Below are 18,932 nucleotides of genomic sequence, written 5' to 3'. Positions count from 1 at the left end.
AGAAAATGGCGATCACTCCAATTCGCCGATTTTACTGCATTGCGAGTATAGGAAATTCCTGTTTGCAGCCCTTCCAAAATCGCCCAAAAAGGGAAAGGGCTTCATCAGGTTTGGACACTTTCGGAAAGATCTCCTCCATGTTGCGCTTGAAAGACATCGCAATTGCAAAGGCACTTGCGCTCGGCCTAGCTGCATCGACAACCGCCCAATCAAGTGAGTTCGATTTAGCAAATGCCACCACTGCCGAGCGGATGACCTATCATCGAGCTGTCGACGCAGCCGTTTGGGCAAGGCCACTGATGAATTTCAAGCTTTATCGTGATGCGCTTGCCAATGCAGGGGGCGGTCCCAACGACATTGGGTATAATTCAAAAGTCCAGGATTGGCGTTTCCAGTCGGCAATACCTAACAACATAACGCCCAACTTCCACAGCTATTGGACCATAAAAGACGGCACGATCGTTATTGAAATGCCTGCGTCCGAAGAGGGTATTGGAATCTTCGGCACAATTTTGGATACATGGCAACGCCCTCTGGACGACGTCGGTTCCAACGGTCGGGACCGCGACGCAGGAGCAAGGTTTACGCTGGTGCCGCAGGGATACAACGGCCCACTGCTTCCGAACACTCTGGTCTATGAATAGGACACAAACTGTAGCTTTGCCGTGCTTCGTCCGATCCTTGCCAGCGGCGGCGCCGAAGAAAACCTTGCGAAAGCCACGGCGCTGACAAAAAATCAAGGTTTACCCGTTGTCTGAAGCATGCGGTGAGGTGTCGACACAGTATGTCGACGTTTACGGGGTGAACTTGGAAACGACGCCTGTCATGGATGGCGGCATATACGGCCACAAGCACCCCCATTTCATGCTCCCGTAAACAGTGTCGTTCAATCTGACTTGCCCTACGGAAAACGAGGGCTGATTTGCAGCCCAAATGGCTTCAACCTTGTGTTTCCAGGTTCGGGTGGTCTTGCACAAATTTTTCAAAGTACTCGGCAAACGTTCCGACGATCGGAGGGAGTTGTTCATATGGGGGGTAGTACAGCGTCAACCATAACGACGTGATAGACCAGTTTGGCATGACCTGCACAACTTGCTCGCCAGCCAACCCCTTGGCAGCAATGAAATCCGGTAGAACACATATGCCCTCTCCTGCGACCGCAAGAGCGTAGAGGAAGTCTCCATTGTTGGAGATTACCTTTCCGCCTGCTTGAATTGAAACGTTGCTACCTGCATTTGAGAAGTCCCAAGTTTCCGAGCGACCTTGCGCGCTGTATGACATCAGAAAGTCTGGGTTCAGATCGCGCGGATGATCAGGTATGGGGATGCGTTCAAACAGAGACGGCGCAGCAATCATATGCCGCGGAACTTCGCACAGTTTGCGCCAAATTGTCGATTTGTCAGTCGGCGGGCCCGATACACGTACAGCGAGGTCGCAGTTTTCCTCTATCACATTGAGCAGGGTATCGGTGAAGTTGATCTCGACTGAAATATTCGGGTACGCGAGACGAAACCCCGAGATCACTTGCGGCAGCAACGTGACGCCCAGTGATACAGGCGCGGTCAGACGCAAATGGCCCTTGTCAGGTTGATTGGCCCTTTGAAGATTTCGTGTGACCTTTTCGAACCCCTCCAATAGCGGTCTGTACTGCGCAAGAACAGTTGCTCCGGCGCTGGTTAGTGAAACTTGCCTAGTCGTACGCACCAGAAGCTGTGTGCCCAGGTCTTTCTCAAGCTGTGCTATGATGCGTGTTGCTGATGCCGGCGCGATGCCCAGTTCGCGCGCTGCCAGAGAAAAGCTTTTCAGGTCTGATACGGCGCGCAGAACGCGGATGGGCTTCAGCTCGATCATCTCAGTTCAATAATTCTGTTTTCGTCAATAATAAACAAAAATTATTGTCTATTAACTTTAATAATAGATGCGCCATCTTTGATGCAAGTTGAAAACTCGCCCAGGAGCGGAACATGATCAAAGATATCAAAGGGCTGCACCACGTCACATCGATGGCTGCAGACGCCAGCACCAACAACGCTTTTTTCACCAACACACTTGGCATGCGCCGGGTGAAAAAGACGGTCAATTTCGATGCGCCTGAGGTGTATCACCTCTATTACGGGGATGAGGTTGGAACACCGGGCTCGGTTATGACCTACTTTCCTTTTGGTCAGATGCCAAAAGGGCGCAGAGGTGCCGGCGAGGTAGGTGTGACCGAGTTTGCCATCCCTACAGGCGGTGTCGAATTCTGGAAACAACGTCTTGCATCTGAGGGCGTGACTGGGCTGGCCGATGGCACGCTCTTCGGAGAAAAGCGTCTGTCTTTTGACGGCCCCGATGGCGATAGCTTTGCATTGGTCGAGTCTGATGCGCGAGGCCGGACAGCTTGGACTCAGGGCGGTGTTCCTGATGAGGCCGCGATTCTTGGGTTCCGGGGCGCTCGGTTCGCTCTGAAGGATGTTGATGCGACGGGTGAACTGCTGACCTTCATGGGATACCAGAAGGCTGAAACTGAAGGTGACGTCACTCGCTATGTGATCGAAGGGGGCAACGCTGCAGACACGATCGATCTGCAGCAGCTACCATCAAGTACCCCGACCGCTGGTCAGGGCGCTGGGTCCGTTCATCATATCGCTTTTGCCGTCGAGGACCGTGCCGCGCAACTGCGAGTTCGGCAGGCCTTGCTGGATACAGGCTATCAGGTCACGCCGGTTATCGACCGTGACTATTTCTGGGCGATCTATTTCCGCACGCCGGGTGGTGTGCTGTTTGAGATCGCTACGAACGAGCCCGGTTTTGACCGCGATGAAGACACGGCCCATCTGGGTGAGGCGCTTAAGTTGCCTACCCGCTACGAGCCACATCGCAGCAAGATCGAAAGTCTCCTGCCCCCACTAGCATCATGATTTCAGAGGTTGAAATGTCCAAAGATCTCTATCAGGCGCTTGTGCAAGCGCCGCAACCCGCCCGTCCGCTGGTCTTTGCCTTTCATGGCACCGGAGGGGATGAGCACCAGCTTGTTGAACTGGCCGGCACTCTTGTCGTTGGCGCCGGGATCGTATCACCGCGCGGCGATGTCTCTGAAATGGGGGCCGCGCGGTTCTTCCGCCGCACTGCCGAGGGTGTGTATGACATGGAAGACCTTGCGCGTGCGACGGACAAGATGATTGCGTTCATCGAAGCCCATCGCGCATCGCATACCGGCCATCCGGTCTATGGCTTCGGCTATTCGAACGGGGCAAACATCCTCGCGGCGGTCTTTCTCAAACGCCCGGACCTGTTCGAGCGGGTTGGCCTTTTGCATCCGATGGTCACGTGGGAGCCGAACGCACATCCCAAGCTTGTAGGGCGGAAGGTTCTGGTGACCGCCGGTCGACGCGACCCAATCACGCCATGGCCAATGACGGAACGCCTTATCAGTTGGCTTTCTGAACATGGCGTCGAGGTCACTTCGGACGTCCATGAAGGCGGACATGAGCTGCGAAACTCTGAACTGACGGCTCTAGCCTCCCACTTCAACGGGATTGTCGGCCCCGGGTGAAGGTTCACGCATTGCATTCAACGTAGACAAGACGGCGGCTTCTTTGCGCGCCCAGGACATGAACTCATGGATATGCTCTTCACGTTCCCGGCCCGGGTGGCAACATATGAAATAGCTGAACCTGGTTTCCACCACCGGACCGAACGGGCAAACAAGCCGTCCGTCCGAAAGTGCGGAATAGACCAGCAGCGACCCGCAGAGCGCGACACCCGCACCTGCGATCGCAGCGTCCACAATCTGACCACCCGGAGGCCTTTCAAACCGCATGGCTTTCGAAGGATCAACTCCATTCGAAAGCCCGGCGCGTTGGCTCCAAAGAACCCAACTGGGAACCGACCCGTCCAGCATCGGCGTTGTATCGTACAGAACGTGCGTGGCCTTGATGTCGGCAGGAGACTTTATGTCGAACGTGTCCAGCACAGCTGGGCTGGCGACCACCAGCATCAACTCGTGGTGAAGCAACTCCGTATAGCGGTCCTCAGGCGGTTCGCTAGTGTATCGAATTTCGATATCGGCGGTCGCGTGGGTTTTGTGGTCCGAAGGGTTTTCCGACTCAATGTGGACCTGAACATCGGGGTGGTCCTTGGTGAACTTGTGGAGCCTTGGCAAAAGCCACTTGCTGATCAGCGCATTGCTGGAACTGATACGCAGTTTGGGCGACTTCTTAGGTCGGACCTCATCGACGACCTGACGGATCTGCAAGAACGCTTCACTGATCGTTGGCTGCAAGCGTTGCCCTTCAGGTGTCAGATGGATCGCGCGGGTCTTTCGCACAAACAACGCCACCCCAAGGTCGGCCTCCAACGCCTTGATCTGCTGGCTAACCGCACCCGGCGTCACCGAAAGCTCATAGGCCGCTTCCTTGATCGAGCCGCGCCGCGCTGCGGCCTCAAAGGCGCGCAGACTTAGCAAAGAAGGCAATCGGGACAGCGGCATGGCATACAGTAAACAGTTTAGCCCAACTAATGCATACCCGCAGAACTTCTGCTTTGTCGAGTTCAAACTACGCCCCACATCGAAGAACAACAGAACTTGGAACTGAGAGAAATGATCAAGATCCACGAAAAAGCATCGCGGGGACGCACGCAAAACGGATGGCTGGACAGCTATCACACGTTTTCGTTCGGCCAGTTCCAAGACCCGACGCGCATGGGTTTCGCTAATCTGCGCGTGATCAACGAAGACAGCCTGATCCCAGGTGGTGGTTTTGCTTCACATGATCATGCGGATATGGATATCATTACACTGGTTCTGGATGGACAGCTGCGCCACGAGGACGATCAGGGCAATGTCGCCAGTATCAGCACAGGCGAAGTGCAGGGAATGTCGGCAGGCAACGGCGTGCGCCATTCCGAATACAACGGCTCCACGTCGGAGCCCGCAAAATTCCTGCAAATCTGGCTGATCCCGGATGAGGTGGGTGGTCAGCCTTCATACACACAAGCCTCGCTTCCGAACGAAGGAGATGTCCTGCTCGCTGGACCCGCCTCATTGCACCCTTTGATCCCGTTGAAATCAAGGGCGCGACTGGCGCTTCGTCGGTTCACCGAAGGACAAGAACTTGTGCTTTCTCCAAATGGCGAAAGTGACCACTTCGTTCATTTGCTGGATGGGCTTGCCTTTGCCGAGCACGAACGTCTGAGCGCGGGTGACGGTCTACAGGTTCCGCGATCCGCACAGGTCACTCTGCAATGGCACACTGACGGGGCTGCGCTGGTTTTCGATATGCCAAGCCCCGCAGCAAGGAAAGAATCCAAAAGCCTCAAAGCCAGATCAATCGAAACAGAATTTCAAGGAGACCCGACGTGACTTGGCAACCATATCTCATATCGCTCGCAGCGGGCCTCGGGATTGGGGTCATCTATGGCCTGATCGCAGTCCGTAGTCCGGCCCCGCCAATCATCGCGCTTTTGGGCCTCTTGGGCATGCTCGCCGGAGAAGCTGCAGTGCAATGGATTCGGGGTCATTCCGACGCTGTGTCACAGGCCCTGCATCTGAAATCCTTCGCCGTCAAGCAGGCTGAAGAGACGGGCCAACCAACCGAACCCAAAACCCTTTAACCCCATCCAACCTCAACCAAGGAATGAAAAATGTCCAAACTTGAAGTCCTTACACCTGAGAACAGCCAGATCATCTTCATCGATCATCAGCCACAGATGGCTTTTGGCGTGCAGTCGATTGATCGTCAGACGCTGAAGAATAACACCGTTGCCTTGGCCAAAGCCGCCAAGATCTTTGACGTGCCCACTATCATCACCACGGTCGAAACGGACAGTTTTTCGGGGCATACCTATCCTGAACTTCTGGATGTAAACCCACAGGCACCTCTTCTCGAACGCACGTCGATGAATTCCTGGGACGACCAGAAAGTCCGCGATGCACTGGCACGAGGAGCTGCGGAAGGACGCAAGAAAATCGTTGTCTCGGGTCTTTGGACCGAGGTCTGCAATATCACCTTCGCGCTGAGCTGCATGGCCGATACGGACTACGAAATTTACATGGTTGCTGACGCGTCGGGCGGTACGTCGGCTGATGCCCACAAATACGCGATGGATCGGATGGTCCAGGCCGGAGTCATCCCGGTGACCTGGCAGCAGGTTCTGCTGGAATGGCAGCGGGATTGGGCGCGCCGCGACACCTACGATGCTGTCATGGACTTGGTGCGTGAACACTCCGGTGCCTACGGCATGGGTGTCGATTACGCTTATACGATGGTTCACAAGGCGCCATCGCGCAGCCGCCACTCTGGCCCTACGCTGGAAGCGGTACCTGCCGGAAAAGTCGCCGCAGAGTAGTCTGCCGCGCAACGCCCGCTCGGTCCCCTCATCCCTCCCCATGAAACCGAGCGGGAGACTTTCCAAACCTCTCTCAATCTGTGCCCTTTCGGTGGGCACAGACACCTCACGTTTTGCCAAAGGATCTGCACCATGGCCGCCCCAGACAAGATACTCTTCAACGGCAAGATCACGACAATGGATCCTGACAGGCCCGAAGCAACGGCTGTGGCCATTTCAGGCGATCAAATCACCGCCGTTGGAACTGACAAGGACATGCTTAGGCTCGCGGGACCCGAAACCGAGACCATTGATCTGGGCGGCCAGCGTGTAATTCCCGGCCTGATCGACAGCCATACGCACATCATCCGACAAGGCAACAACTTCGCCATGGAGCTGCGCTGGGATCACGTTCCGTCGCTTGCTGACGGTCTGCGTATGCTGAAGGCGCAAGCAGAGCGTACTCCTGCCGGGCAATGGATCCGCGTGGTTGGTGGTTGGTCCGTTGATCAATTCGCCGAAAAGCGCTTGCCGACGATTGATGAGATCAATGCGGTCGCGCCGGATGTGCCTGTGTACGTGTTGCATCTCTATGATCGGGCGTGGCTGAACAAAGCCGCCCTGCGTGCAATCGGCATCGACAAACACTTCTACGAGTCCTTTGTCTCAGGGCGTCTGGAGCGGGACGATCAGGGCAACCCGACAGGCCTCGCGATGGCGCGCCCCAACGCGCAACCGCTTTACGCGTTGTTGGATATGGCCCCCAAGCTGGATTTCGAACAGCAGGTCACCTCGACCAAGCACTATTTCAAGGCGCTGAATGGTCTTGGATTGACCTCGGCTTTGGATTGCGCGGGTGGGTTCCTGAACTATCCCGACGATTACGGCGTCATCACCGAGTTGAACAAACGCGGCGAGCAAACCGTGCGTATCGGCTATCAACTATTTGCGCAGCGCCCGATGTTTGAGCTGGACGATTTCAAACGTTGGAATGACATCGTCAAGCCAGACGAAGGCAACGACTACCTGAAATGCGTGGGCGCGGGCGAGATGCTGGTCGCGTCGGCCTATGATTTCGAAGATTTCAGCTACCCACGCCCCGATCTGCCCAAGCGGATGGAGGGGGACCTCAGGCCGGTACTCGAGTTTCTGTTCGAAAACCGCTGGCCGATCCGCTTCCATTGTACCTACGAGGAAAGCGCCCACCGGTTGCTGAGCCTTATTGAAGAGGTCGGCCGTGACAAAGGGCTGGAAGAGCTGAATTGGATTTTCGATCACGGCGAGACGATCTCAGAATCCACCATGGAGTGGGTCGCCCGTCTGGGCGGCGGTATCAGCTATCAAAACCGCATCGCTTTTCAGACCACAGCCTATCGCGACCGTTACGGTGAAGACGCACTGCGCGAAGTCATGCCGGTCAAGAAGATGATGGCCTCGGGTGTGCCTCTGGCTGCTGGCACGGATGCGACGCGGGTGTCGTCCTATAATCCGTGGTTGGCCATTCATTGGGCCGTTTCTGGCAAAGGTCGTGGCGGAGACGTCATCTGGAGTGCAGCGAACCGCTTGGATCGGCACGACGCGCTGCGTCATTGGACCGCCGCCGGGGCTTGGTTCAGCCGGGAAGCGGGTAAGAAAGGTCAGATCAAGGCGGGCCAATGGGCGGATATCGCCGTGCTCGACCGGGATTATTTCTCGATCGCCGAGGATGAGATCACCGAGATCGAGGCCGACCTGACACTTACGGGCGGCAAGATCGTACATGCCAAGGCCCGTTTTGCGGCGCATGCGCCTACCCCACTGCCAGAGCTTCCAGATTGGTCACCCGTTCCAATTTTCGGTGCACCCGGCGCTGTGACGCAAAGCCAAGGCAGCCTTGCCGCTGAATAGCGGCAAGACCTCAGGAGGTTTCCCATGTTGGACGATCAAAAGCTAAAAATCACTTACAGCGAAAGCGATACAAAAGCACGATACGGCGCTTCGGTGTCCGGGATCGTGAGCGAGGCTGAACTGACGCTGTCAAAAGTCACGCCTAGCCTCGTTATCGCCGACCACACGTTTGTCCCGGAAGAGTTGCGTGGTCGCGGCTTGGCTCGGACCTTGGCCGCGCAGCTTGTGGCGGACGCGCGCGACAAAGGTCTTCGCATCGTGCCGCTTTGCCCGTTTGTGCGGTCCTACGCCGAAAAAAACCGCGAGGAGTTGGCAGATGTCATCCAGTGGTAGCATCGCGAAACCTGCACCTGCGGCATCGAACTCGGCTTGGATCCCGTTCAAACATCGGGCGTTCGCGCTTCTTTGGGTTGCGACCCTGATCTCCAACGTCGGCACTTGGATGCATGATGTGGGCGCGGGGTGGCTGATGACGACGCTCAATTCATCCCCGGCGGTCGTCTCATTGGTGCAGGCGGCAACAACCCTGCCAGTGTTCATCTTCGCTTTGTACGCCGGTACGCTGGCGGACCGGTTGGACAAACGCAAGCTGTTGATCACAGTGAACGTGGTGCTTCTGGTGCTGGTGTCCTTGCTAACCGTGCTGGTTCAGCTTGAGCTTGTAACACCTACGCTGCTGATCCTGTTCACGTTGGTCATCGGAACTGGCACGGCTTTCATGGCTCCGGCCTGGCAAGCGATCGTGCCAACTCTGGTGCCGCGTGACGCTTTGCAGCCCGCCATTGCCTTGAATTCAATGGGTATCAACATCAGCCGCGCGATCGGCCCCGCCTTGGCGGGCGTTTTGATTGCATCGGTCAGCTTGGCGGCGCCTTTTGCGGTCAATGCGGTCAGTTATCTCGTGATCATTGGCGCTCTGTTGTTGTGGAAGCATGACGGCGGTGTATCGAAGACATCTCAGCCCGTGTTCAACGCGATGATGACCGGCATGCGGCACGTCGCAAATAACGGCCCGCTCAAGGCCACGTTGATCCGATCCTTTGCCTTCTTCATCTTTGCCTCTGCCTATTGGGCTCTGCTGCCGCTGGTCGTCCGAACGATCGAAGGGGGCGGGGCGACGCTGTATGGATTGTTGCTGACTTTGATCGGCGCCGGGGCTGTTGCGGGTGCTTTGACCCTTCCGCATTTCCGCGCGAAGCTTGATGCAAGCACGACAGCTGCAGGCGGCACCATCGGCACCGCCGTTGCCATGGCAATTCTTGCGACGGCGACAACCCCTCCTCTGGCCTATATCGCCGCACTATTGGGTGGCTTTAGCTGGATTGCCGTTCTCACCACGTTCAATGTGTCGGCGCAGACCGCGCTGCCCAACTGGGTCAGGGCCCGAGGATTGTCTGTGAATCTGATGGTGTTCTTCGGGTCCATGGCGTTTGGATCAGCATTCTGGGGTCAGGTGGCCACGGCAACATCTGTTTCGATCACCTTGCTGATCGCAGCAGGCGGTTTGATCGTTGGCTTGCTTCTTACGCGCAAGTTCCAGCTTGGTCAGGGCGAAGATCTGGACCTGACGCCCTCTATGCATTGGCCGGCGCCGCAAGTTGCCCTTGAAGAGCACGGCTTGGCATCCCGCGGTCCCGTCATGGTCGAAGTCGAGTATCGCATCCGACCCGAGGACGAAGCTGCGTTCCTGTCCGCGATTCAAGAATGGTCAGGCGAGCGCTGGCGCGACGGAGCCTATGATTGGCGCGTTTTCCAAAGTGCAGAAGAGCCTGAGCTATGGGTCGAAGCCTTCATGGTTTCATCTTGGGAAGAACATCTGGCTCAGCACGAGCGTGTATCACACCAGGATCAGGACCTTCAACGGGCTGTCGCAGCCTTTGATACCCGTGAAAGCGGGCCGGTCGTTCGCCATCTGATCGCACCATGATGAGAGTGTTTGTGATGCTATCGATTTTGGTTACCCAAAGGCCCATTCTTTCGGCCACAGTCTTTGCGGCTCTGTTCTGGGCCCATGCGCCTGAGCAGGCATCTGCGAGTGGAGCGGAGTTTGAAGGCCGTATCGAAGCAGTCGACCGATCGGACGTTTATAGCCGGGCGGAGGGCATCGTCGAAGAAGTGCTGGTTGAGCAAGGTGACTATGTCCAAGCGGGCACGCCATTGCTGCAGCTTCGAAACGATCTGGAGAAACTGGCGGTCGATGCCGCGAGTGCAGAGTTGGCCAAAGCCGAGGCTCTGTTGCTTCAAGCCCAAGATAGGTTGGCCCGCGCCGCCCAACTCTCAACGCGAGGAGCGGCAACAGAGGTTGCATTGTTGGACGCCGAAACAAATCTGGCTTTGGCTGAGGCCGAAAGGGACTTGGCGGAAACCGAGTTGGAGATCGCACAAACCAACTACGAGGACACGCTCATACGTGCGCCGATCTCAGGACATGTCGAAGACCCGCGTGTTGGACCGGGTTCGCTGGTTGAGTTCAATTCCGGCGATCCGCCCCTGTTTCAACTCGTAAATCTCAACCGCCTGCGCGTTGTGTTCGAGCTTCCCTATGCCCATTGGGTTTCAGGGCTGAACACGACTAACACGCGCTCAGAGGAGTTATCAAATTCTGGCTGGTTTCGCGTTGAAACGGAAATTGGTCGGGTTCTGTCAGATGCAATTCGGCTCACTGGATCGGCGGTCTGGTTCGATGAAAAAAGCGGAAAGATACGTGTCTGGGCAGATCTAGAAAACCCCAACCAAACGTTGCGACCGGGAATGAAAGTCCGTGTCACGCCCATGGTCCGCCCAGTCACCGGCGCCGAGCAAGACCACTCAATGGTCAGGCCATGAAGAAATCCACCCCACAAGATCCCCTCAACATCAGGCATCACAAGGACTGTTCCAAATGATCAAATTCGAATTGAACGGCCGACCCGTAGAGGTTGATAACCCCCCTGACGAAATGTTGCTGCTGGTCCTTCGAGATACGCTCAAACTCAAGGGTACGAAATACGGGTGCGGTGCTGCCATGTGTGGAGCCTGCACGGTGCATGTGGGTGGTGTGGCGAGCTTCGCATGTCAGATGTCGGTTAGCGACGTGGAGGATGCGCGAGTCACGACGATCGAAGGATTGTCCGAAGACGGCTCGCATCCTGTTCAGAGGGCCTGGATCGAAGAGCAGGTTGCCCAATGCGGCTATTGCCAGTCGGGTCAGATCATGCGCGCGGCGGCACTTCTAGCGGACAATCCATCCCCGACGCGCGAGGAAATCGTCGATGAGATGAGTTCGAACTTATGTCGATGCGGAACGTACAACCGAATTTTCAAAGCCATCGAACGCGCAGCTAAGGAGGTTTGAGATGACGATGACCATGAACCGCCGTGGGTTTCTACAAGGCGCTGCTGGACTGACATTTTTCATCGGTGCGGGAGGCATCTCATCCGTCCGGGCTGAGGCAGCAGTTGGCGCGCTGGATGTCAATCACTGGTTGACGATCCGAGCGGATGGAAGCATCCGGATCGTCTTCCCGTCGACCGAAATGGGACAAAGCAGCTACTCCACGCTGCCACAATTCCTTGCCGAGGAGTTGGATGCCGCATGGGACGACGTTGAGATCGAACAGCTAAACGCTGATGATCGACGCTTTGGAAATCAGCTGTTCGGCGGTGTTTTGTATACGGCTGGCAGCACCGGAACACAGTTCTACTTCGATCCGATGCGCAAAGCGGGCGCTCAAGCGCGCGACGTGTTGCTGCAAATCGCAGCGCGCGAATGGGGTGTGGACAAAGCCAGCCTTAGGACCGAACCAAGTGTTATTTTGGGGCCCGATGACCAACAGGCAGGGTATGGTGAACTGGCGGCGCTTGGTTCAAGGGACGTGACGGTACCAGACGCTGAGACCGTGCCGCTGAAAGACCCATCCGCGTTTCGGATCATCGGGCAAGACCTACCGCGTCGCGACGTTCCGGCCAAAAGCACAGGTCAGGCCGAATACGCGATTGATGTGGAAGTGCCCAATATGGCCTATGCGGCGGTTCTACGTGCACCAGTCGAGGACGAGGTAGCGCTTTCCATCAACGACTCTGCCGCGCGCGAAGTACCGGGCGTCATCGAAATCGTGACGGTACCGGACGGTGTCGCCGTCGTCGCGGAAAGCCTTTGGTCTGCCTTGGGCGCACGGGGTTTGCTTGAGGTCGAATGGTCCACCACCTCACCTTTCCGAACCTCAAACAGCGAAGAGACGCTGGCCGAATACGCCGCCGCTGTCAGCGCTCCTGAAGCGTCGGGGGCAACCTGGGCCGAGAAAGGCGACGCCCCTGCAGCCATTGGCAACGCTGACCGTCAGTATTCGCAGCTTTATCTGTCGGACTATGCCTACCATGCTCAGATTGAGCCGATGGCGGCGGTCGCTGATGTCGATTCGGACGGGCAAGGTGCTGAGGTTTGGGCGGGCACGCAAACGCAGTCGTGGACTGCGCGGACTGTGTCCGAGGTGCTGGATATCCCCGTCGAAAGCGTTCGACTGAACATGATGACGATGGGCGGAGGCTTTGGTCGACGCACAGCCCTGATGCAGAACTATGTGCGTGATGCGGCGCTGTGCTCTAAGGCCGTTGGACGCCCTGTCAAAGTGATTTGGCCGCGTGAAGACGACGTGAAGCAGGGGACCTTCCGCCCGGCTGCGGCCCAAAAGCTTGAGGCCGGTCTGACAGCGGAGGGAAAACTGGACGGGTGGTATCACAAGGTCGCTACACCAACGGTCATTGGTTTCTTCAACCCGCTGCGTTGGGATGCGGTGAACCCGAACGATGTGATCTCAATGCGGGGTGCCGAGAGCAAGTTCTATGGCATCAAGGATTTCCGCGCCGATCATCTGATCATGCACCGGCACGCCCGCCTTGCCCCCTATCGCGGTATTGGCGCGTCCTACACGGCCTTTGCGGCGGAGTGTTTCATGGACGAACTCGCAGAACAAGCCGGGCGGGATCCATTGGAGTTCCGGCTAGATCTTGTTTCCGAAAACCCGCGTGGGCAGCACCTGCTTGAGAAGGTGGCCGAGATGTCTGATTGGCAAAATCGGGGTAATCGAAACTTAGGACTCTCTTTTGCAGGCTACAGCTCATCCATGGCCGCAGGTGTGGCAGAAGTTGAAGTCGACGCGGACAGTGGAGAGATCCAGATCACCAACTTCTGGGCCGCGATAGATGCGGGCCTGATCGTCACGCCAGACAACGCACTCAATCAGATCGAAGGTGGCATCGTATTCGGTATCTCGATGGCTCTTTCCGAAAAGATCGACATCGAAAACGGCGAAGTGGTGCAGAGCAACTTCTGGGACTACGAGATCACACGCGCGTCGCAGATGCCGGACATCGAGATCTACATCGCAGTGGTCGATGCGCCGCCTGTTGGTGTTGGCGAGGTTGGCACTCCGATGGTGCCCGCAGCTATTGCCAACGCGTTCTATGCCGCCCAAGGCAAGCGCTTGCGCCACATGCCGTTTACTCCAGATCGCGTCACCGCCGCGCTGGAAACGTAGCGGGCTAAGGATGCTGCCGGTCATTTCCTTTGACCGGCGGCGCATTTGCCAAGACCCAACTACAGACAAAGGACCCAATGTATGAGTTGGAACCCCACGCATAACCCTGAGTGTCCAAATGCTTCGGCAGACAGTGTTGAAACTCTGATTATTCCGCGCGCCCGTGATCTTGGTGGGTTTGAAGTCAGGCGTGCTTTGCCTGCACCCGAACGCCAGATGGTCGGACCGTTCATCTTTTTCGACCAAATGGGCCCGGCTGAGTTCATTACGGAAGGCGGTATAGACGTTCGCCCACATCCGCATATCGGTCTTGGTACAGTAACCTATTTGTACGATGGCGAGTTTGAGCATCGCGACAGCCTTGGCACTCATCAGATGATCTATCCGGGCGAAGTGAACTGGATGATCGCGGGCAAGGGCGTCACGCATTCCGAACGCACCAGCGCGGAAACGCGGGCCAAGCGCAATAGGTTGTTCGGGATTCAGACCTGGATCGCGTTGCCAAAAGACTGCGAAGACATGGCACCGGACTTTGAGCACCACAAGAACGCAGCCCTTCCAGAGCTTCAAGATACGGGCATTCAAGCAAAACTCATACTCGGATCAGCCTATGGCAAATCCAGCCCCGTGACGATGCAGTCCGAGACGTTTTACGTCGACGTCATTCTTTCGCCGGGCGCGCGTTTTCCATTGCCGAATGATCAGGAAGACCGTGGCCTCTACGTCACTGAAGGGTCGGTTGAGATCGCGGGTGACATCTTTGACGCCGGGCAAATGATGGTCTTTCGACCGGGCGACAAAATCAGCGTTAGGGCTGGTGAAAAGGGAGCGCGTCTCATGGCGCTGGGCGGGGCAACCCTGAGCGAGGAGCGCTACATCTGGTGGAACTTCGTTTCATCGTCCCGAGACAGGATTGAAGACGCCAAAGAGTCTTGGAAGGCGGCGGATTGGGCCAATGGCCCCTTTAAACTGCCACCGGGTGACGACGCCGAGCACATCCCTATCACGCCAGAACTTGAACAAACCTTGCCCAATTGAAAAACGGAGCCTTCGGCCTGACCTTTTAACCGGGTTTGTGGATTTTCAAAGGTACGCAAACCCGGTCTAAAGGCCTAGAATAGTTCGTGCCTGGTCCGCTGTTGCGACCGGGCGATTGTACTGGGCACAGATCTCTGCAGTCCGCGTTACAAGCGCCGCGTTTGACGGTGCCAGCGTACTGCGATCCAGGCGCATGTTGTCTTCGAGGCCGGTTCGCGCGTGGCCACCGGAGGAAATGGCCCAGTGGTTCAGAACCTCCTGCTGCGCACCAATGCCTGCAGCGCACCAAGGCGCACCCGGAAACAGTCGTTCAACGGTCTTCACGTAGAAATCGAATACGTCCCGATCCGCAGGCATTGCGTTTTTCACACCCATGACAAATTGCACATAAGGCGTGTCTTTGATTTGCCCTTTCTTGTGCATCTCGGCCGCCTTCAGGATGTGGCTCAGATCGAACGCTTCGATCTCTGGTTTGACGTCATATGTCGCCATTTCAGCCGCGAGCCAGTCGACAAGATCGGGTGGGTTTTCGTAGACGCGCGTGGGGAAATTGTTCGACCCCACGGACAACGACGCCATATCCGGCCGCAACGGCAACATGCCGCCCCGCGTCTTGCCCGCCCCCGATCGCCCTCCAGTCGAAAACTGGATGATCATACCAGGGCAGTGTTTCTCGAGCCCCTCTTTCAACCTTGCGAACTTTTCCGGGTCGCTCGAAGGCGTCTCGTCATCATTTCGAACATGGGCATGGCAGATGGATGCCCCTGCCTCAAAAGCGGCCTGTGTGCTTTCGATTTGTTCTTCGACTGTGATGGGCACAGCCGGGTTGTTGGCCTTGGTTGGCAACGACCCGGTTATTGCAACGCAGATGATGCAGGGTTCGGACATTTCAGGCCTCTTTCGGTGCGAGGACAAAGTCGAATTCGACATCCCAATAGGGACCTTCAAAGCCAACTTCCGCAAATCGCGCCGGATCATCGACGCGATTGAATTCGGCGATCAGGCTTTCTTTGACGCCAAATACAGCATCCGAGTTGATATATTGGTCATCGGGATCAAAGATATGCGTGGTCAGGTCGTCGTATCCGTCTTTTGAAACGATGTAGTGTAGATGCGCCGGTCGGTACGGGTGTCGACCAAGACGCTTCAACAGATCGCCAACTGGCCCATCATCTGGGATTGGATAGTTCTTTGGCCGCACCGCACGGAACCAATAGGTCCCATCAGCGCCGGTCGTGAAGACGCCGCGCAGGTTGAAATCAGGTTGAATACCTTTTTGCTGCACGTCGTAAAACCCGTCATCATTGGCTTGCCAGACATCAATCTTGACACCTTCCAGCGGGTTGCCCTCAACATCGGTGACACGACCCCGCACCACCATGTCCTCACCCTTTTGGTCGAGACAAATGTTGTGCCCCATCTCGTATTCCGGGGCACCTCCCACGTGGAACGGCCCCAGCACCGTGTTCTCGGAGGCCCCGGTGGGGCGACGTGAGTTCACCGCATCCACCAGCATCGACACGCCTAGAACATCGGACAGAAGAATGTATTCTTGCCGCCAGTCATCGCACATATGCCCAACCTTGGTCAGGAACATGATCGCCTCGAACCATTCCTGCTGCGTGGGTTCGATTTCCTTAACGGCTTCGTGTAGCTTTCTGGTAATGACCTCCATCACCTGCTTCAGCCGTTCGCTTTCTGCGTTTTTGTTGCGTGCCGTGACGACCTCGGCCGAGTTTTCCTCGGTAAAGTATCCCATCTCATGCGAGTCCATTGTGGCCTCCTGACTTGTGTAAGTTTGCTCCAGATTGGCTCATCGCGAAAGTACTGTGGTCAGCGCGCGACGCAGTTCAGCTTCGGCATCCGCAGCCATATCGGCTGAGCGCCACGCCACGTGTTGATCGGGACGGACCAACAAGCAGCCCGCATCCAAAATCTCGGACGCGCGCGCCCAATCTCCGGTGTGGTCGACATAGGTCTGGCGCGGACCGATGACGTGACAGCGAATGGGCATACCCAATTCTTTCGAGACGGTTTCCGCCGCATTCACCCACGCCTCACCACCGATGCCGGTAAGCACAGTGAATTCCCCACGACCGCACAAATCCAGAGTTGAATGCTTGTTCCCTGTATCATGATCAAACACCCAAACATGTGGAATGCGCGCGCCGGGCCAAGTCGTCGGCTGATAGTGCAGCTCAGCATCCTGATCAAAACCGGGATTGGGTTGACCATCCGTTTCAATCGCACAGGAGTCGTAGCGCTGGTTCATTTCAACGCCATGCGCATCGAACTCATATTTTTTGAAAGCAATCGCCTCGCGAATGGCCTGCCTTTGTGCTGCAGCTTCAGGCGTTGATCCTGTTCGAGCCTCAAGGTTGCTTTGCATGACCTCTGGGTCGACGCCTTCGGCCATTCCGAGCGATTCAAAGATGGGACCGAATTCACCGATGGATTGATTGGCCCGTGTTACGATCTGCTTTGCTACAGGCGCGCGTTCTTCGCTGTAACTATCCAGCAGGTTCTCTCCGGCATGGCCTTTCAGGACTGCGGCCAGTTTCCAAGCCAAGTTGAAACTGTCCTGAATTGAGGTGTTCGACCCCAGCCCGTTTGACGGCGGGTGTCGGTGTGCCGCGTCACCCATGATGAAGACGCGATCCTTTTGCATATGGGTCGCGTACATATTGTTGACGGTCCAGGTGTTTGCGCTGATCAGTTCGATCTCAAGCTCGGGGTCGCCAACCAATTGCCGTGCAACCTGAGTGGCCATGGCCTCGTCAACCTCGGGGGCCGGTTGGTTGATGTCATAGCCCCAGACTATGAGCCATTCGTTCCATGGGCGGACCATGCGGACTAGACCCATGCCGATGCCACCGACATTCGCACCCGGTTGCATCACCCAATAGAGCACCGATGGGCGATGCGCGACGTATTTGCTGAGGTCCGCACGGAACAGGATGTTCATCGATCCGCCGACACCCATCTGACCTTCGAAAGGCAGACCGGCATGTTCGGCGACCAGAGAATTGCCCCCATCCGCGCCGACTAGGTATTTGGAGCGGATCGTGATTTCTTCGCCCGACAAGCGATCCAAACACGTCGTCGTCACGCCATCTGCGTCTTGCTCATGTCGCAAGTATTCGGTGCTCATGCGCGCTTGCGTGCCACGGCGACAAGCGGTGCCGAACAGGATCGGTTCCATGAATGTCTGTGGAAGATCATTCATCAATGTCGGACTGGACAGCAGATGTTCTGCCTTGGACAGTGGATGATTGCCCCAGCTTTTCATCCGCCCGATTTCCTCACCGGCGAGGCTTTCGCAGAACACGTTTTCACCCATCAGATCCTGATGCGCGGCATGCATATAGGCTTCGGCCTCGACCTCGTGACCAAGGTCGCGCAGCACCTCCATCGTGCGCTGATTGGTGATATGCGCCCGCGGCGTATTGGCCAGCCAGCGATAGCGGTTGATGACCATATTCTCGACGCCGTAGCTCGACAGCAAAGCCGCCGTTACAGACCCCGCCGGGCCGGTCCCGATGATCAGGACATCCGTTGTGATGGTGGCCATAAGCTCTCTCCCTTGTTCTTTGAGTTTCTCAGGACCGCGGATCCCAGAGGCGGCCGTCATATTCGGCCTCATAGGCTTTGCCGTCCGGGTAGCTGACCAGTTCAAGCTGCATGCCCCAGGGGGCAAGGAAATAGACCCAAGTCTCGCCTGCACTTGGACCGTCGGTCATGGTTGTCGGGTTGCCGAGGACCTGAATGCCCTTGCCCTGCAAATAGCTGACGGCACCTTCCATGTCGGTGGTGTAGAACGCGATATGATGCCCGCCGATATCTGAGTTTCGCGGCAGTTTCGTATCCTGATCCGGCGCGGTGTATTCGAAGATTTCGAAATTGGCGCCATTGCCGCAGCGTACCAGCCGCATCGTCGGGATCTCAGCCTTGGCGTCCACGTTCAGATGGTCCGCCATCCAAGTGCTGTCACCGCCCGAGAACGGTCCCAATGGGTAGAACACATTGCAACCGATGACGTCCTGAAAGAAGGTGACAGCCTCATCAACGCTCGGGACTGTAAATCCCACGTGGTCTGTGCCCGTCATTCCCGGCAAGGAACTGCCAGCAAGTGCGCCCGTTCCTAATGCTGTGACTGCGGCCGTCAGTGCGAGAGTTTTCATG

Annotated in this window: 19 protein-coding genes; 13 read left to right on the top strand and 6 right to left on the bottom strand. The window is 56.7% G+C overall.

Going from position 1 to position 18,932, the window contains the following annotated elements; genetic code table 11:
- Positions 1 to 137: 137 nt before the first annotated feature.
- Entirely contained in the window at positions 138 to 644 is a 507-nt protein-coding gene (locus ACR3FB_RS22625; RefSeq protein WP_480566910.1) for a DUF1254 domain-containing protein, read from the top strand.
- 295 nt (positions 645 to 939) lie between these two features.
- Here ACR3FB_RS22625 and ACR3FB_RS22620 read toward each other — a convergent pair whose 3' ends face one another.
- Positions 940 to 1,851 (bottom strand): LysR family transcriptional regulator, encoded by a 912-nt coding sequence (locus tag ACR3FB_RS22620; protein ID WP_480565593.1) that lies wholly within the window; start codon positions 1,849 to 1,851, stop codon positions 940 to 942.
- A 113-nt stretch (positions 1,852 to 1,964) separates the two neighbouring features.
- On the opposite strand from ACR3FB_RS22620, the gene ACR3FB_RS22615 reads away from it, so the two are divergent.
- Complete coding sequence (locus ACR3FB_RS22615; protein WP_480565592.1) at positions 1,965 to 2,900, top strand: VOC family protein; 936 nt, start codon at positions 1,965 to 1,967, stop codon at positions 2,898 to 2,900.
- Between the two features lie 14 nt (positions 2,901 to 2,914).
- Positions 2,915 to 3,535: an alpha/beta hydrolase gene (locus ACR3FB_RS22610; protein WP_480565591.1), complete on the top strand. Its 621-nt coding sequence runs from the start codon at positions 2,915 to 2,917 to the stop codon at positions 3,533 to 3,535.
- Here the strand turns inward: ACR3FB_RS22610 and ACR3FB_RS22605 are convergent.
- Positions 3,497 to 4,471, bottom strand: a complete 975-nt coding sequence (locus tag ACR3FB_RS22605; protein WP_480565590.1) for a LysR family transcriptional regulator — start codon at positions 4,469 to 4,471, stop codon at positions 3,497 to 3,499. The two genes, ACR3FB_RS22610 and ACR3FB_RS22605, sit on opposite strands and share 39 nt — an antisense overlap.
- A 111-nt stretch (positions 4,472 to 4,582) precedes the next feature.
- Between ACR3FB_RS22605 and ACR3FB_RS22600 the strand changes: the two genes are divergently transcribed.
- The 10 genes from ACR3FB_RS22600 to ACR3FB_RS22555 all read left to right on the top strand — a co-directional run bounded on the left by ACR3FB_RS22600 (position 4,583) and on the right by ACR3FB_RS22555 (position 14,750).
- Entirely contained in the window at positions 4,583 to 5,344 is a 762-nt protein-coding gene (locus ACR3FB_RS22600) for a pirin family protein (protein WP_480566908.1), read from the top strand.
- Positions 5,341 to 5,595: a DUF1427 family protein gene (locus ACR3FB_RS22595; protein WP_425085296.1), complete on the top strand. Its 255-nt coding sequence runs from the start codon at positions 5,341 to 5,343 to the stop codon at positions 5,593 to 5,595. The genes ACR3FB_RS22600 and ACR3FB_RS22595 overlap by 4 nt, the downstream gene beginning before the upstream one ends.
- Positions 5,596 to 5,625: 30 nt before the next feature.
- Positions 5,626 to 6,330, top strand: a complete 705-nt coding sequence (locus ACR3FB_RS22590) for a hydrolase (RefSeq protein ID WP_425085295.1) — start codon at positions 5,626 to 5,628, stop codon at positions 6,328 to 6,330.
- A gap of 132 nt (positions 6,331 to 6,462) precedes the next feature.
- Positions 6,463 to 8,196, top strand: coding sequence for an amidohydrolase (locus tag ACR3FB_RS22585; protein ID WP_480565588.1), 1,734 nt, complete (start codon positions 6,463 to 6,465; stop codon positions 8,194 to 8,196).
- Between the two features lie 24 nt (positions 8,197 to 8,220).
- Positions 8,221 to 8,529 (top strand): GNAT family N-acetyltransferase, encoded by a 309-nt coding sequence (locus tag ACR3FB_RS22580; RefSeq protein WP_170660609.1) that lies wholly within the window; start codon positions 8,221 to 8,223, stop codon positions 8,527 to 8,529.
- On the top strand, positions 8,513 to 10,123 hold the full coding sequence (locus ACR3FB_RS22575) for an MFS transporter (protein ID WP_480565587.1): 1,611 nt from the start codon (positions 8,513 to 8,515) through the stop codon (positions 10,121 to 10,123). The genes ACR3FB_RS22580 and ACR3FB_RS22575 overlap by 17 nt, the downstream gene beginning before the upstream one ends.
- A gap of 14 nt (positions 10,124 to 10,137) precedes the next feature.
- Complete coding sequence (locus ACR3FB_RS22570; RefSeq protein ID WP_480565586.1) at positions 10,138 to 11,022, top strand: efflux RND transporter periplasmic adaptor subunit; 885 nt, start codon at positions 10,138 to 10,140, stop codon at positions 11,020 to 11,022.
- Positions 11,023 to 11,077: 55 nt separating this feature from the next.
- Positions 11,078 to 11,530, top strand: a complete 453-nt coding sequence (locus ACR3FB_RS22565; protein ID WP_480565585.1) for a (2Fe-2S)-binding protein — start codon at positions 11,078 to 11,080, stop codon at positions 11,528 to 11,530.
- A gap of 1 nt (position 11,531) precedes the next feature.
- Positions 11,532 to 13,712, top strand: coding sequence for a xanthine dehydrogenase family protein molybdopterin-binding subunit (locus ACR3FB_RS22560; protein WP_480565584.1), 2,181 nt, complete (start codon positions 11,532 to 11,534; stop codon positions 13,710 to 13,712).
- Positions 13,713 to 13,793: 81 nt separating this feature from the next.
- A complete protein-coding gene (locus tag ACR3FB_RS22555) occupies positions 13,794 to 14,750 on the top strand; it encodes a pirin family protein (RefSeq protein ID WP_480565582.1) in 957 nt (318 codons plus the stop codon).
- 66 nt (positions 14,751 to 14,816) lie between these two features.
- Here ACR3FB_RS22555 and ACR3FB_RS22550 read toward each other — a convergent pair whose 3' ends face one another.
- Genes ACR3FB_RS22550 through ACR3FB_RS22535 form a run of 4 tightly spaced genes read right to left on the bottom strand, consistent with a single transcriptional unit; the run spans position 14,817 to position 18,931 of the window.
- On the bottom strand, positions 14,817 to 15,638 hold the full coding sequence (locus ACR3FB_RS22550; protein ID WP_480565581.1) for a 3-oxoadipate:acetyl-CoA acetyltransferase: 822 nt from the start codon (positions 15,636 to 15,638) through the stop codon (positions 14,817 to 14,819).
- 1 nt (position 15,639) lies between these two features.
- Complete coding sequence (locus ACR3FB_RS22545) at positions 15,640 to 16,524, bottom strand: intradiol ring-cleavage dioxygenase (protein WP_480524946.1); 885 nt, start codon at positions 16,522 to 16,524, stop codon at positions 15,640 to 15,642.
- 39 nt (positions 16,525 to 16,563) lie between these two features.
- A complete protein-coding gene (locus tag ACR3FB_RS22540) occupies positions 16,564 to 18,321 on the bottom strand; it encodes an FAD-dependent oxidoreductase (protein ID WP_480565580.1) in 1,758 nt (585 codons plus the stop codon).
- Between the two features lie 28 nt (positions 18,322 to 18,349).
- A complete protein-coding gene (locus tag ACR3FB_RS22535) occupies positions 18,350 to 18,931 on the bottom strand; it encodes a VOC family protein (protein WP_170556313.1) in 582 nt (193 codons plus the stop codon).
- Position 18,932: the final 1 nt, after the last annotated feature.

Source organism: Ruegeria sp. AO1 (assembly GCF_056535985.1).
Note: the sequence above shows the minus strand (reverse complement) of the source record. Positions and strands in the feature narration are given on the sequence as shown.